Origin of the sequence: Streptomyces sp. NBC_01478 (genome assembly GCF_036227225.1) — a bacterium.
Lineage (GTDB): Bacteria > Actinomycetota > Actinomycetes > Streptomycetales > Streptomycetaceae > Streptomyces.
Genome location: NZ_CP109444.1, coordinates 10,205,543 through 10,220,583 on the forward strand (window position 1 = coordinate 10,205,543; position 15,041 = coordinate 10,220,583).

The following is a 15,041-nucleotide window of genomic DNA, read 5'->3' on the forward strand; positions in this document are numbered from 1 at the left end:
GTACGGCGCCTGATCAACTCGGCGGCCCCAGGCGGACGTTGTCCCCGGTGCCGTCGGGCCAGGTGACGGAGACGAGGGCGCTGCCGTCACCGTCGTGACAGACCTCCAGGTGTACGGCTTCGGCGGCACCCGGCCCCGCTACCACCCCGGAGAGACAGACCAACGCGGCGTACACCGCACCCGGTTCGACCTCCGCCGTCGTGGCGAGCCAGGGTGTTGCCGAGTGCGCGCCGAAGGCGTTGGCGTCGCGCGCGGTGGCGATGCCCGACTCGTCGAACCCCCGTAGCCCAACCACCGTGCTGGACAGCCCGGTTGGACGGCCGACCCAGGCGGCGGGACCGTTCGTTTCCCGCGTGAGCGGCGGCTCGGCGGCGGCCAGACAGTAGCCGCCGACCCGCAGCCGCAGCGGTTCCCGAACCGGCCCGTCGACCCGCGCGAGCCGCACCTCCAGCGCCCCGTTCAGCACGGACGCGGTCGTGATCCACGGACCCGTACGGAAAGCGGGCGCGGGATCGTGGGCGTACGGAGCGGGCACCGGGCCGAGCGGCCAGTGCGCGCGATGGCGGGAGACGGCGGTGCGCACACCCAGGTGCAGCCGGGTCAGCGGCCGGCGATGAGAGGGCCGCCCCTCGACGTCGAGCAGCGCGATGTGCGAGTCGAGCGGGTCGTTCAGGCTCGCGTCCGTGCTGTCGGGGGCGGCGTGCGAGGCGTAGGCGAGGCGGCTGTAGACCGGGTCGTCCGCCTCGGCGTCGACACCGTCGCCGCCCGCGTGGTCGCTGCCGTGGTTGACGACGCGCACGACCCCGTCCGCGACCGTGCCGGAGACGAGCCATCCGGGAGCGGCCAACGTCCGCCGTACGTCCCGTGTTTCGATCGGCGAGGCCTCCTCCTTCTCCGACCAGACCGGATGCTCGGCGGGCAGCACCAGTCCGGCGAAGCCCTTGCTCGACCAGTACGGCGAGCCGGGACCGGAGTACGGCTGCCGGATCGCCGTGAACTCGCCGTGCCAGCCCAGTGGTTGGAGCCCGCGCCGGTCGAAGCAGCCGGCCTCGGTGAAGTGCCGCAGCACTCCGCTCGCGAGGCGTCGGGTACGGCCCGCCGGCAGGGGAGTGGCGTCGAAGACGGCGCCTGCCCACAGCGGGCAGAGCATCGCGTAGCGGTACGTGAGGGAGCGGCCCTGGTGGAGCGGGGAGCCGTCGGCCGCCACCAGGTGCTGGACGTCGTCGAGGTAGCGGCGCAGCCGGGCACGGTAGCGGGGGAGCAGCGCGGGGTCCGCGTCGGCGCCGGAGATACGGCAGTACCAGAGCGGGTAGTAGTGCATCGCCCAGCCCGAGTAGTGGTCGAAGTGCCGGAGCGGGCCGCCCGTGCCGCCGCCGTCGGAGTACCAGCCGTCGCCCGCGTACCAGGCCTCCGTGCGCGCGATCGCGTGGCCGATGTCGGGCGCGCTCCACGGCGCGCCGACCGAGCGCAGGAACGCCGACGTGATCGCCCTGAACCAGACCCAGTTGTTGTCGGGGACCTCGCTGCCGAGCAGCTCCGTCATCCAGGCGACGATCCGCTGCCGTACGCCGTCGTCCAGCCGGTCCCAGATCCAGGGCCGGGTCTCGTGCAGCGCGATCGCCACCGACGCGCACTCCACCTTGGCCTGCCCGCACTCGCGCATGCTCGGCCAGTGTTCCGGGGAGTGCGGGTCGGTGCCTGCGGTCAGGCCCTCGGCGTACCAACCGGCGTGATCGTTCGGGTCGTTGTCGCCGGACCGGGCCAGGCGGAAGCCGGCGAGCAGGAAGGTGCGGGCGAAGCCTTCGAGGCCGTCGCTGTGCCGGCCGTTGCGGCTGGCCGGGCCGGGCAGGTGGAGGAGGGCGTGCCGGTCGGTGGAACAGGGGCGGACGGCGGTCAGTTGGGCGTCGGCCAGCGCCTCCCAGTGGGCGCGCGTCCAGCCGGTGTAAGGGGAGAGGAGCCGGTCCTCCGGGGTCAACTGTCCACCTTTCCAACGGTGTTGAGGCGGGCCGGGGGCGCCACCGACTGACGTACGACGACGTGCGAGCCGAGCACCACCCGGCGGCTCGGCGGATCCGAGGGGCGGCGGTGCAGGGCGAGGCGGGTCGCGGAGCGGCCGAGCTCCTGCTGGGGGACGTGCACGGTGGTCAGCCGGGGATAGAGGTCCTCGGCGAGCGGGATGTCGTCGAAGCCGACCACGGAGAGGTCGTCGGGGACCGAACGGCCCAGGTCGCGGGCGGCGGCGATGGCGCCGGCGGCGCTCATGTCGCTCGCGCAGAAGATCGCGGTGGCGTCGGTGTCGGTGAGGAGGCGGCAGGCCGCCTCGTAGCCGGACTCGCGGGTCATGTCGCTCTCGGCGACGAGCGCCGGGTCGGGCTTCACGCCGTGGGCGCGCAGGGCCCGTTCGTACCCTTCGAGGCGCTGGCCCGCCACGCTGAACTCGTGCGGACCGGCCAGGTGGGCGACCCGGGTGTGGCCGGCGGAGAGCAGATGGCTGGTGGCGGCGAAGGCGCCGTTCTCCATGTCGCACTCCACCACGTCCACCGGTGCCTTCGCGCCGCCCTTCCACGGCCGGGCGCAGAGCACCAGACGGGCCCCGGCCCGGTCCAACCCCTCGGCGGCGGCGGTGAGTTGGGTGAGATGCTCTTCGGTCTCGGCCATGCCGCCGACCAGGATCACCGCCTCCGCACCGCGCTGGCGCATCAGGTCGATCACCGACAACTCCCGCTCCGGAACACCCTGGGTGGAACAGACCAGGCACACCCGGCCGTCGGCGACGGCCTGTTCCTCCACCCCGGAGGCGACGTTCATGAAGAACGGCGAGGTGATGTCGTTGACCACCATCGCGATCAGGCCCGAAGTCGTGTTCAGGGAGCGGGCGTTGGCGTTGACCACGTAGTCGAGGTCGTGCACGGCCTGCATGACCCGCTCGTGCGTCGCCGGGGGAGCGGTGTACGCCCCGCTGAGAATCCGCGAGACGGTGGCGACGGACACACCCGCGCGCGACGCCACGTCACGGATCGTCGCCCGGCCTGCGGAACCCCGACCTTGAGCCATGCTCTGCTTCTCCTCGCCCCGGTGAACAGCCGATGTAAGTAACACCAATGAAAAAGTTACACAACCGGCGAGGGTTTCTCTATGCCCGGGTGCAGGTACCTGTCGATGTTTCGCCAGCATTGCCGAACCTCTTGACGGCTGTGGGGCGCCCCCATAACGTCCCGGTTACTGTAACCGGTTCAGTGAACGTTACATGCCGTAAGGCGCCCCTCTTCTCCGCCTCGGAGGAACACCAGATGACTTCGTCGAACGTCTCCAGACGCGGCCTCCTGCGCACCGCCGCACTCGGCGCCGGCACCCTCGCCCTGGGCGGCGGCCTGAGCGCGTGCGGCGCCGGCTCCCCCTCCTCGGCGGCGGACGCGCTCACCTACTGGGACTGGTACGTCACCCAGGCCCCCTGGGTCGACAGGGAGATAGAGCTCTTCGAGAAGGGCCACAGCGACGTCAGCGTCAAGAAGAGCACCCAACAGAACGCCAAATACGCCGACTTGGTCGCACTCGCCAACCGCAGCGGCAACCCGCCGGACGTCTTCATGATCCCGCAGGTCCCCAGCGTCGCCGAGCAGGTCGCCAAGGGCTGGCTGCACCCCCTCGACGAGTGGGCGACCCCGCAGTGGCAGTCGCGCTTTCCCGAGGGCACCTTCCTGGAAGGCGCCAACGTCTTCGACGGCAAGGTCTATTCGGCCCCGCTGAAGGGCTCGGGCCCGCTCTACCAGCTCTACATCCACCACGGCGTCTTCAAGTCCGCCGGCCTGACGAACCCGGACGGCACCGTCAAGATCCCCAGGACCTGGGACGAGGTGACCAGCGCCGCCCAGACGATCACCAAGAAGAGCGGCGGTAAGTCCTACGGCCTCGGCTTCGGCAACGCCGACAACATCGGTGTCCTTGCCTGGTGGCTGGACCTGTTCGTGCGCGGCGCGGGCGCGCCCGGTGGCGCTCCGACCGGTGCCGGCACCGGCATGGACTACCGCGTGGGCAAGTGGACTTACGGCACCGACCGCTCGTACGCCGACTTCCTGGAGCTGTTCGTCGAGTGGAAGAAGCGCGGCTTCTTCCACCCCAACTCCGTGAGCCTCTCGGACGAAGCGGCCCGCGCGTTCTTCGAGCGCGGCAAGTTCGGCATGACCGTCGGCGGTGTGTGGAACCAACCCGAGTGGACCCAGCACAAGTTCACCGACTACAGCCTGGTCACCCTGCCCTCGCCCACCGCGACCCCGAAGGGCTACTACTACGCGGACCCGGTCGGCAACGGCTCCTTCGCCGCGGTCTCCGCCAAGAGCAAGAAAGCGCACGAGGCGTTCCAGTGGCTGGACGCGCTGACGTCCCCGGCGGCGGGGCGCCGCTGGGTGCAGGACCTCAACGGCGTCTCCGCGTACCCCGCGGGCAACGACCCCACCGGCATCGACTCCAAGCCCTTCGCCGCCTTCGTCGGCATGACCCGGCAGGTGCTGCGCGGCCCGGTGCCCCTCGTGCGCAACCCGGACCTGGCAGGCGTCGCGCCCGGCGCGCCCAAGCCCGACATCAGCGATGTGGTGACCGGCATCTACACCGGTCAAATCAAGGACGTTCAGGGCGCGTTGAGCAGCCTGGCCGACAAGAAATTCCAGCTCCTGTCCGACGCGGTCGCCGCGGTGGCCAAGCAGGGCAAGAAGGTCAGCACGGCCGACTACGTCTTCGCCGACTGGGACCCCACCAAGCCGTACACCACGAAGAAGAAGGCGTGAGCCGTCACCATGTCACTCCTCGACACCCGCGAACGCAGGCGGGCATCCCCGCCCCCACCACCCGTCGCCGTCCGCCCCGGCCTCGGCCGCCGCATCCGCGCCGCCAAGTGGTCGTACCTCTATCTGGCCCCCATGGCCGTACTCCTGCTGGCCTTTGTGGTCTACCCGATCTTCGCCTCCTTCGGCTACACCTTCTATCGCTGGAACGGCATCGGCGCACCCGGTGACTACGTGGGCCTCGCCAACTTCCGGCAGATCCTGCACGACGGCATCTTCTGGGGCGCCGTCGGGCACACCTTCGTCTACGCCTTCGTCCTCGTCCCGGTGCAGCTCCTGCTGGCGCTGGCGCTCGCGCTGGTGCTGAACAACCCGAAGCTCAAGTTCGCGCTGTTCTTCCGGACCGTCTACTTCATCCCCGTCGTCACCTCGGCCGCGGTCGTCGGCGTCGTCATCCAGCTCATGCTCGCCAACTTCGGTGACTCGGCGGGCAGTCTGCTCGCCAAGACCGGGGTGGGCGACGGGCAGATCGACTGGCTCGGCGACCCGCACACCGCGCTGGCCGTGATCATCGCGATCGGCATCTGGCACACCCTCGGCTACAACCTGGTCTACTTCCTCGCCGGACTACAAACCATCCCGGCCGAGCTGTACGAGGCGGCGAAGCTCGACGGCTGCGGGCCGGTGCAGTCCTTCTTCCGCATCACCATCCCGATGCTGCGCCAAGTCGGCGTCGTCATCGTGGTGTTGGCCTTCATCGGCAGCTTCCAGGTCTTCGACCTGGTGCAGGTCCTCACCGGCGGCGGCCCCTACTTCGCCACCGAGGTCGTCAACACCTACATCTACCACCTGGCCTTCGGCGGCTCCGCCGGCGCCGCCGCCCAGCCCGACATCGGCCTGGCCTCCGCCGCCTCGTTCCTCTACGGCCTGCTGCTCATCGTCTTCTCCGCGCTCCAGGTACTCGCCCTGCGCGGGATCAGCCGCCGCCGTACGGTCGCCAACCAGTAAAGGGTCACGTCGATGTCCACACTGTCCCAACGCCCGCGCCCGCGAACGCGGTTGAGCCTGCGCCAAGGCCGACGCGGCCTGCTGTACCTCGTGTTGCTCGGCGGCGGCCTCATCTGGCTCTACCCGTTCCTGTGGGCGCTCGGCAGTTCGCTCAAGAGCACCGACGGCTTCTTCTCCGGCGGGCTGAACCCGATCCCGTCCGAGTTCCACTGGTCCAACTACAGCGAGGCCTGGACGCAGGCGGACTTCGGCCGGTTCTTCGTCAACACGGTCCTGTTCGCGACCGGCACGGTCATCGTCACGCTGCTCGCCACCTCCATGGCGGGCTACGTCCTGGCCCGCACCGACTTCCCCGGCAAGAAACTCTGGCTGGGCCTGGTCGGGGTGACGCTCTTCCTGCCGCACGGCTACACGATCATCCCGGTCTTCGACCTGATCCAGCGGCTCCACCTCCTCAACACCCTCTGGTCGGTGGTCATCGTCCAGTCGGCGGGCGGGATGGTCTTCGGCACCTTCCTCTTCATGGGCTACTTCACGACGATCGACCGGGGACTCGAGGACGCGGCCCGCGTGGACGGCGCGAACTTCCACCAGATCTTCTGGCGGATCATGCTCCCGCTGTCCGGACCGATGCTGGCGACCGTCGGCCTGTTCGCCTGCATCAACGCCTGGAACAGCTTCTTCATCCCGCTGGTCTTCACCCTCTCCCGCCCCGAACTGCACACCCTCTCGGTGGGCATGTTCAACTTCATCGGCCAGAACTCCACCGCCTGGACCCTGGTGTGCGCGGGCTCGGTCATCACGCTGGCGCCCATCGTCCTGATCTTCGTCGTGCTCCAGCGGTTCTTCATCAACGGCCTTGCGGGCGCGGTCAAGCAGTAACGGGAACGGCCGCCGGGTCAGCCGCCGCCGTCCAGGTCCCTCCGCTGTCGCAGCACCCGCAGTTCGTCACCGGCGAGTTCCATCTCGTACAGCTTGCCCCGCGCGTTCTCGAACGGCCGGTGGAGGATCATCGTCAACTGCCCCTCGAACGTGCGGAACAGCATCCCGTGCCCGCTGTCCTCCCGCACCAGCGGCCGCCGCTGCCGCCAAGGCCCCTCGATCGCACCGGACTCGGAGACGGCGTAGGTCTGGACGTACCCACCGGTGAGGGTGCCGTCCGCGCCGAGCACGTTCTTCTCGTACGTCGACCACAGCATGAGCAGCGACCCGTCGGGGGTGCGGTACACCTGCGGACCGTCCGTGACGTAGGGCGGGAGTTGGTGCGGTACGCCGGCGGGGATCTCCTCGCCGATCCAGGGCGCGTCCGAGGCCTTGAACAGGAAGACGGGGTCGCCGATCGTCCCGGCGAGGTCCGGGGCCAGCCGGATCGCCTCCATCGTGCCGTCGACGGTCTGCAGCCACTCGTGCGCGTACACCATCCACGGCTGCCCGGACGGGTCGACGTACAGCGTGCCGTCCAGGGTCATGAGGTGCCCGGGCGGGGTGGGGCGTGCGGGGTCGACCGAAGTGAAGGGGCCCAGCAGGGATTCGGACACGGCCGTGACCGTGCCGCGCCGGTGGTTCGCGAGCTGGAACGGCGTTCCCCACCGGCCGGTCGGGGGCAGCGGCAGCGGGCTCTTCTCGTCGTGCAGCGTGGTGAACAGGTAGTACCTGCCGCCCCACGCGTGCACCTCCGGCGCCCAACCACCGTCGGCCGCCCAGAGATCGGCCTGCTCCGCCGCCAGGAACACCACGACCGGACGTGTCCACTCGCGCAGGTCACGGCTGCGGTAGACCATCGTGCCGACACCCTCCACGCCCGACACCGAAGGGTCGTTGGACGTGTAGAGGTGATAGGTGCGGGTCGTGTCGTCGGCCACGACGAACGGATCGTGCAACGGCATGTCGGGGAGCAGCATCGGCTCGCCCACGGGATCGGTCGCCATGGAGTCACCGTAGGTCCCGCAAACCCCGTGCGCATCACCGCTGTTGAGGGAAAAACGCTTGGACCGCACGGGCGTCGGCGCGGGACACTGCCACTTCTGGCCTGCCCTGATACCGGGCCGCCGTCGACATCACGGGGTAGGGATGGGATCGCCTGAATCGCGCGGCCCCGGGCCGCGCAGAGGCTCGGTGTTACTCGCTCTTCGCTACTACGGACGGGAATCGGTCCGGCTCCGCCGGTGGACCGCGCCCGCCACACTGCTGCCCGCACTCGGCAACATCGGCATCAACTACATCGCGCCGCTGATCGTCGCCAAGCTCGTCGGCCGCATCGCCGGCGACACGGGCATCGGCGTCCGTGCGACGCTGCCGTACGTCCTCGGGTTCGCCGGAGTCCTGCTGCTCGCCGAGGTGTTGTGGCGCCTGGGACTGCACTGTCTCAACCGGCTCGACGCGCTCGGCATCGAGCACCTGTATGTGATCGGCATGGACGAACTCTTCGCCAAGGACGCCGCGTTCTTCCACGACAACTTCGCCGGGTCCCTCACCAAGCGGGTGTTGAGCTTCGCCTCCCGCTTCGAGGAGTTCGTCGACACGATGACGTTCCAGGTGGTGGGCAGCCTGGTACCGCTGCTGTTCGGCTCGGTCGTGCTGTGGCGCTACGAACCGCTGCTCGTCGTAGGCCTGTTGGCGATGATCGCGCTCACCGCCCTGGTCGTCGCGCCGCTCATCCGGCGCCGCCAGGCACTCGTCGACCTGCGCGAGGAGGCCATCGCCCGGGTGTCCGGCCATGTCGCCGACAGCCTGATGAACATGGACACCGTCCGCGCGTTCGCAGCCGAGGAACGCGAGGCGGCCGAACACCGCTCCCGCGTCGCCCAGTCGAGGCGCCTCACGCTGCGTTCCTGGGACTACGGCAACCTGCGCATCGACACCCTGGTCGCACCGCTCTCCGTGCTCACCAACGCGCTCGGGCTGCTGCTCGCGGTGGCCCTCGGCGGCGGAACCCACGGCGTGGAAGCGGTCGTTGTCGCCTTCACGTACTACACGAACGCGACCCGGATCATGTTCGAGTTCAATCAGATATACCGGCGCCTGGAAAGCTCGATGACCGAAGCCGCCCAGTTCACCGAGCTGTTGATGGCACCGCCCACCGTCGTCGACCCGGACTCGCCCGAGCCGCTGCGGACCCGGGCCACCGACGTCCGCTTCGAGAACGTGACCTTCGCCCACGCGGGCGCCGACACCCTCTTCGACGGACTCGACCTGACCGTGCCCGGCGGCACGAAGATCGGCCTCGTCGGCCGCTCCGGCGGCGGCAAGACCACCCTCAGCCGGCTGCTGCTGCGGATGACGGACATCGACTCCGGCCGCATCCTGATCGGCGGCCAGGACATCAGCCGGCTCCGCCAGGCCGACCTGCGCAGCCTGATCGCGTACGTGCCGCAGGACCCGGCGATGTTCCACCGCACCCTGCGCGAGAACCTCACCTTCGCGCGCCCCGACGCCACCGACGCCGAGGTCCGCCGGGCCGCCGAGGCGGCGCACGTCACCGAGTTCGCCGACGCGCTGCCGGACGGCTTCGAGACGATGGTGGGGGAGCGCGGGGTCAAGCTCTCCGGCGGACAGCGCCAACGCGTCGCCCTCGCCCGGGCGATCCTGCGCGACGCCCCGATCCTGCTGCTCGACGAGGCCACCAGCGCCCTCGACTCCGAGAGCGAGATCCTCGTCCAGGAAGCGCTGTGGCGGCTCATGGAGGGCCGGACGGCACTCGTCGTCGCGCACCGGCTGAGCACCGTCGCCGGCATGGACCGCCTCGTCGTCCTCGACCGCGGCCGGATCGTCGAACAGGGCACGCACCAGGAGCTGTTGGCGGCCGAGGGCGCCTACGCGAAGCTGTGGCTGCACCAGTCGGGCGGCTTCCTCGACGAGAGCCCGGAACAGGCCGCCGACCTGCTCTGAACTCCGGCCCGGTGGGCGGCCCTTGTCACTCGGTGAACCGTTCGAGCAGAGCCTCCAGCCCGTCCGTCAGGCCCTTCGGTCCTCCCCGTTCGGCGAGGGCGGCGGCGGTCTCCCGCAGTCGGGGCAGTTCCTGCGGGGGCATGCGGTGCAGGCCGAGACGGAACGAGGGATCCTGCTCCTCCGGGCTGTCGACCATGGCCTGCAGTTCCATCGACACATAGCCGAGCACCCACGCGGTGAAGGCGCGGAAGACGGCGGCGGACCGGGTCTCGCCGAACCCGGCGTCCCGCAGCAGGGCGATCACCCGCTCGTGCTGCCGCAGCACGGCCGGCGGCCTCCGGGCCAGCGGAACGGCCAGCATGCGCGTGGCAAGCAGCGGCACCACCTGGGGATGGGCCATGCACGCGTCGTACGTCGCCAGCGCGATCCGGTGCAACTCGGTGCGCCATTTCGGCGCCTCGGCACCGGTGGCGAGGCGTTCCTGCAGCTCCAGGTAGAGCGCTTCGACCAGGCCGTCCAACAGGGCGTCCTTGCTCGCCGCATATCGGTACAGCGCCATCGCCTCGACACCGAGCTCGGCACCCAGCCGCCGCATGCTCAGCGCCGACAGGCCCTCCCGGTCGACCAGCTCCAGGGCACTGGCCAGTACCCGTTCCCGGCTCAGCCGGCCGTACCGGCCGCGGTCGCCGGCCCGGCGTGCCGGACCCGCCCCGGCCCGGTCGTCCTTGTTCTGTGCGCGCGCCCGCTCCTTGGCCATGCCTCGCCTCCACCTGGTGGGCCGTGCCGGTGCCACTCGTGTTGACTCTATGCACCTACGGGGGCAAGGTGTACGTATACGACGTAAATATACGCCATTCGGACGTACGGCAGTGTGGACTGCCCCGCATGTCGTCACGCCCCCAGCAGCGCGGAACCGGGGAGCGAGCCATGACAGTCCACCGGATGAGGCCCCGGCAGGAACCGGTCGGTCACGCCCGGCTCGGCGTCGACGGAGTGTCCCTGGCCCCTGTGCACGCCGGAGAACCGGACGTGCCCTTCGCCGTGACCCGGATCAGCCCGGAGGCGCGGCGGGCGGCGCAGCGTGTGCTCGCCTCCGGCTGGGTGACCACGGGCCCGGAGACGGAACTCTTCGAGCGCGAGTTCGCGGCGTACGTCGGCGCCGGGCACGCGGTCGCGGTGAGTTCGTGCACGGCGGCGCTGGAACTGGCGCTGCGCGCCCTGCGGCTGCCGCCCGGCGGAACGGTCCTGGTCCCGGACGTGACGTTCTGCGGCGCCGTCCACGCGGTGCTGCACGCCGGGCTGCGACCCGTCCTGGTCGACGTCGATCCGCGCACCGCGATGGTCACCCCGGCCACCGTCGCCCGGGCGGCACGGGCCTGTGGCTGCCCGCACGCGCTGATGGTCCTCCACTACGCCGGCGCCCCGGCGCCCGTCGCCGAACTCGCGGCGGCCGCACGGCTGCCTCTGGAGTACGTGGTCGAGGACGCCGCCCACGCCCTCGGCGCCTCGGTGGGCGACCGGCCCGTCGGAAGCCTGTCGAGGGCGACCTGCTTCAGCTTCTACGCCACCAAGAACCTGCCCATCGGTGAGGGCGGCATGGTCACCACCGACGACGACCTGCTGGCCGCCTGGATCCGCCGCGCGAGACTCCACGGCATGTCCACGGACGCCTGGCGACGCAACCTGCCGGGCGGCCACTGGCGCTATACCGTCGAGGACGCCGGCCTCAAGGCCAACATGACCGACGTGCAGGCCGCGATAGGCCGGGCCCAGCTGGGTCACCTCGACGACTGGCAGCGGCGGCGGCACGCGCTGGCGGAACGCTACGACACGGCACTCGCGACCGTCCCCGGACTGGAACCCCCGGACGCCGCCACCGTCGGACGGCACGCGCGGCACCTGTACGTCGTACGGGTGCTGGAGGAGTACGGGACCAGTCGGGACGAGCTGATCGACCGGCTGGGTGAGCGCGGCATCGGTACCTCGGTCCACTTCGTCCCCCTGCACCAGATGCCGTACTTCCGGCGGGTCGCGGTCATTCCGCCGGACGGCCTGCCGGGAGCGGACGCGCTCTTCCCGCAGCTGCTCTCGCTGCCCCTGCATCCTTGGCTGACGGGGCATGCGGTGGACCGGATCTGCGGAGAACTGGGCCGGCTCGCCCCGTCCACCGCCCGTCCGACGAACACACGACGTCCGGCCGGCCTGCGCACCCTGGTGATCGGAGCCGGAGAGGCCGGCCAGGCGCTCGCCCGGGACCTGGCGCGGACACCGGAGTTCGGACTCGTGCCCGTCGGGTTCCTCGACGACGACCCCGCCAAGCGGCAGGCCGCCGCCATCGCGGACCTGCCCGTCCTGGGGGAGCTGGACGACACCCGGGCGGTCGCGCTCGCCCACCGGATCGAGGCGGTGGTCGTGGCCATCCCCGGCCTGCGGCCGGACCGCTTCAGCCGGGTCGCGAAGGCAGCCGAGGCGACGGGAGCGAGCGTGCGGTACCTGCCGTCGTTCGTCGCGGCCCTCCGGCGCGACGTGGTGGGCACCGACATGCGGGCGCTGGACGTGCAGGAACTGCTCGGCCGGACCGAAATGCACGTCGTGAGTCCCGAGGCGCGCTCGACGGTCGCCGGGCGGCGGGTCCTGGTGACCGGCGCCGGAGGGTCGATCGGCAGCGAACTGTGCCACCAGGTAAGGGCCTTCGGCCCGAGCCGGCTCTTCCTGCTGGACCACGACGAGTCGAACCTGCACCGGCTGCAACTGGAGCTCTACGGCGACGCCCTGCGCAGCGACGACATCGTCATCTCGGACATCCGTGACCGCCCCCGCATCGACCAGGTGTTCCGCGAGCTGCGTCCGGAGGTGGTTTTCCACGCGGCCGCGCACAAGCACCTTCCCCTCCTCGAAATGCACCCCTGCGAAGGCGTGAAGTCGAACGTGCGCGGCACCGAGAACCTGGTCCGCGCCGCCGCGGACGCCGGAACCGGACGATTCGTGCTGATCTCCACCGACAAGGCCGCCGACCCGGTGTCGGTGCTCGGCGCGACCAAGCGCCTGGCCGAACTCCTCGTGGGGCGCGCCCAGGAGACCGCCCCGACGGGGACCGTCTTCGCGGCCGTCCGCTTCGGCAACGTCCTCGGCAGCCGTGGCTCGCTGCTGTCGGTCGTCGCCCAGCAGCTGGGCTCGGGTTCCGCGGTGACTGTCACCCACCCCGATGTCACCCGTTTCTTCATGACCGTCGAGGAGGCCGTCGGCCTGGTCCTGGAGGCGGCCCGGATGGCCCGGGGCGGCGAGGTGTTCGTCCTGGACATGAGCCGCCCCGTGCGGATCGTGGACCTCGTCCGCAGGTTCGCGCGCTCGGTGCACGTACCGGACGTCGACATCCGGTACACCGGGCTGCGGCCGGGCGAGAAACTCAACGAGACACTCTTCTCGGCGCAGGAACGGCACACCCGTACCTCCCATCCGCGGATCCTCGCCGCGACCCCTACCGCCGGTTCCGGACACCCCACCGCCCTGGAGAACGAGCTCCCCGTCCTCTACGCCGCGGCGGAGCGCAACGACACCGGCGACGTGCGCCGCATCCTCAGCGCGCTCCTCCCCGGGTTCCCCGCGGCCCAGCCGCCGCATCCGGGGCATGCGGTTCTGGCCGATCCGTATCCGGACGACTTCTGATGTCCGCACCCGGCACACGGCCGCAGTGGCCGCCCAGGCCCCGCCCCACAGCGGGCACCCGGCCACACCGTCTGCTGCGCCGGCTGCTGGTGCTCTGCCTGGCCACCGTGCTGGCCCTGCTCGGCCTGGGCGCGGGCGCCGTGTGGTGGGGCACCAACCACTACGGCGACCAGGTCACCCGCATCCCCGACGCCTTCCCCTCCGGACCGCGCCCGCCCGAGCCCACGGCCCATGACGGCGGTTCGACCTTCCTGCTGGCCGGGGTCGACAGCCGCTCCAGGCGGCCGACCACCGGGAGCGACGCCACGGCACGGCTGTGGACGTACGGCGCACAGCGCAGCGACACCCTGATGCTCGTGCACCTGAGCGCCGACGAGCGCACCGTCTACACGATGTCCATTCCGCGGGACAGCTGGGTGCCCATCGCGGGCCACGGCTCGGCGAAGGTCAACGCCGCGTTCTCCTGGGGCGGTCCACCCCTCCTCATCCAGACGGTGGAGCGGCTCACCGGGACCCGTGTCGACCACTTCGGTGTCATCGACTGGCACGGGTTCAAGGCCCTCACGGACGCCGTCGGCGGTGTGCCCATCACCGTTCCTGAGGACTCCTACGACCCCGTGCTGCAGGTGCACTTCACGGCCGGCACCCATGTCATGCACGGTGACGAGGCACTGGCGTACGTCCGTCAACGGCACGGTGTGCCCGGCGGCGAGCTGGACCGGATCAAGCATCAGCAACAGTTCCTGCGCAGCCTGGCCGAGCGGCTGCGGGCCCAGGCCGGCCTCACCGATCCGCTCGGCACCGCCAGGATGCTCAACGCGATGACGCGCACGGTCAGCGTGGACGACCGGATGTCCAACGGCGACCTGCGCGAACTCCTGCTCGGCCTGCGGCACCTGAACGCGTCGGACGCCCGGTTCACCACCGCGCCGATCGTCCGGTCGGAGCTGATCCACGGGCAGTACGCGCTGATCCTGGACCAGGTGAAGCTGCGGACGCTGTGGCACGCCGTCGAGGCGGGGGCGGAGCCGTCCTCATGACCGGCGGGGCGGGCGGAGCCAGCTGATGGACACCGCCCGCGCCACCAGCCGCAGGTCGGTGGTGAGCCGCCGGTCGCTCAGGTAGGCGAGGTCCAGGGCAAGCTTGGCGTGCAACTGCAGCGCCACATAACGCTCCTCGGCACGGCCGGTGTCGTCCAGCTCCCCGCCCCGCTCCGCCACGTACAGCGCGCCGGGGCCGATGACGCCGGGCCGGACGTCCAGCAGCCGCAGCTCGTCCGGTGTGTAGCGGGGAAGGAACCGCTCGACCTCCGGACGCGGGCCGATGAGTGTCATGTCGCCGCGCAACAGATTGACCAGCTGCGGGAGTTCGTCAAGGCGTGTACAGCGCAACCACCGCCCGAAGGATGTGACGCGGGGATCCGCGGCACCGCAGACCGCAGGACCCGCCCGGTCGGCGCCGACGGCCATCGAACGGAACTTGAGGATCCTGAACGGCCGTAGACCGCGGCCCACGCGCCACTGGCTGTACACGGCGGGACCGCGACTGGTGCACCGCACGAGGACGGCGAGCAGCGCCATGGGCACCAGCAGCGCCGGCAGCAGCACCAGCGCGATGACGACATCCGCCGCGCGGCGCCGCCGGGTGTCCCCGCGCAGTGCCGGCACGGCCGTGTCCGGCCGGGCCCGATCGACGGCCATG

Annotated in this window: 11 protein-coding genes; 6 read left to right on the plus strand and 5 right to left on the minus strand. The window is 70.8% G+C overall.

Annotated elements, in window-relative coordinates; all coding sequences use genetic code 11:
- Positions 1-13: 13 nt before the first annotated feature.
- Both OG223_RS45510 and OG223_RS45515 read right to left on the minus strand, forming a co-directional pair.
- Complete coding sequence (locus tag OG223_RS45510) at positions 14-1,975, minus strand: DUF2264 domain-containing protein (RefSeq protein ID WP_329262486.1); 1,962 nt, start codon at positions 1,973-1,975, stop codon at positions 14-16.
- Entirely contained in the window at positions 1,972-3,054 is a 1,083-nt protein-coding gene (locus OG223_RS45515) for a LacI family DNA-binding transcriptional regulator (protein WP_329262488.1), read from the minus strand. The genes OG223_RS45510 and OG223_RS45515 overlap by 4 nt, the downstream gene beginning before the upstream one ends.
- Before the next feature lie 236 nt (positions 3,055-3,290).
- Here OG223_RS45515 and OG223_RS45520 point away from each other — a divergent pair, with 236 nt between their 5' ends.
- From OG223_RS45520 to OG223_RS45530, 3 genes are read left to right on the plus strand one after another with little or no spacing between them, the layout of a single operon-like run.
- Entirely contained in the window at positions 3,291-4,781 is a 1,491-nt protein-coding gene (locus tag OG223_RS45520) for an ABC transporter substrate-binding protein (RefSeq protein ID WP_329262491.1), read from the plus strand.
- Positions 4,782-4,790: 9 nt separating this feature from the next.
- Entirely contained in the window at positions 4,791-5,786 is a 996-nt protein-coding gene (locus tag OG223_RS45525) for a carbohydrate ABC transporter permease (RefSeq protein WP_329262494.1), read from the plus strand.
- Positions 5,787-5,798: 12 nt separating this feature from the next.
- Entirely contained in the window at positions 5,799-6,668 is an 870-nt protein-coding gene (locus OG223_RS45530) for a carbohydrate ABC transporter permease (RefSeq protein WP_329262497.1), read from the plus strand.
- Positions 6,669-6,685: 17 nt separating this feature from the next.
- On the opposite strand, the gene OG223_RS45535 is transcribed toward OG223_RS45530, so the two are convergent.
- Positions 6,686-7,714: a glycoside hydrolase family 43 protein gene (locus OG223_RS45535; RefSeq protein WP_329262500.1), complete on the minus strand. Its 1,029-nt coding sequence runs from the start codon at positions 7,712-7,714 to the stop codon at positions 6,686-6,688.
- Between the two features lie 142 nt (positions 7,715-7,856).
- Here OG223_RS45535 and OG223_RS45540 point away from each other — a divergent pair, with 142 nt between their 5' ends.
- Positions 7,857-9,674 (plus strand): ABC transporter ATP-binding protein, encoded by a 1,818-nt coding sequence (locus OG223_RS45540; protein WP_329262503.1) that lies wholly within the window; start codon positions 7,857-7,859, stop codon positions 9,672-9,674.
- Positions 9,675-9,699: 25 nt separating this feature from the next.
- Here OG223_RS45540 and OG223_RS45545 read toward each other — a convergent pair whose 3' ends face one another.
- Positions 9,700-10,431 carry a TetR/AcrR family transcriptional regulator gene (locus OG223_RS45545; RefSeq protein ID WP_329262506.1) on the minus strand — a complete coding sequence of 244 codons (732 nt, stop codon included), beginning with the start codon at positions 10,429-10,431 and terminating at the stop codon, positions 9,700-9,702.
- Positions 10,432-10,601: 170 nt separating this feature from the next.
- Here OG223_RS45545 and OG223_RS45550 point away from each other — a divergent pair, with 170 nt between their 5' ends.
- Complete coding sequence (locus OG223_RS45550) at positions 10,602-13,340, plus strand: DegT/DnrJ/EryC1/StrS family aminotransferase (protein WP_329262508.1); 2,739 nt, start codon at positions 10,602-10,604, stop codon at positions 13,338-13,340.
- Positions 13,340-14,380 carry an LCP family protein gene (locus tag OG223_RS45555; protein ID WP_329262511.1) on the plus strand — a complete coding sequence of 347 codons (1,041 nt, stop codon included), beginning with the start codon at positions 13,340-13,342 and terminating at the stop codon, positions 14,378-14,380. Before OG223_RS45550 ends, OG223_RS45555 begins: the two co-directional genes overlap by 1 nt.
- Here OG223_RS45555 and OG223_RS45560 read toward each other — a convergent pair.
- Positions 14,375-15,040 carry a sugar transferase gene (locus OG223_RS45560; protein ID WP_329262512.1) on the minus strand — a complete coding sequence of 222 codons (666 nt, stop codon included), beginning with the start codon at positions 15,038-15,040 and terminating at the stop codon, positions 14,375-14,377. The genes OG223_RS45555 and OG223_RS45560 overlap by 6 nt on opposite strands.
- Between the last annotated feature and the right edge of the window lies 1 nt (position 15,041).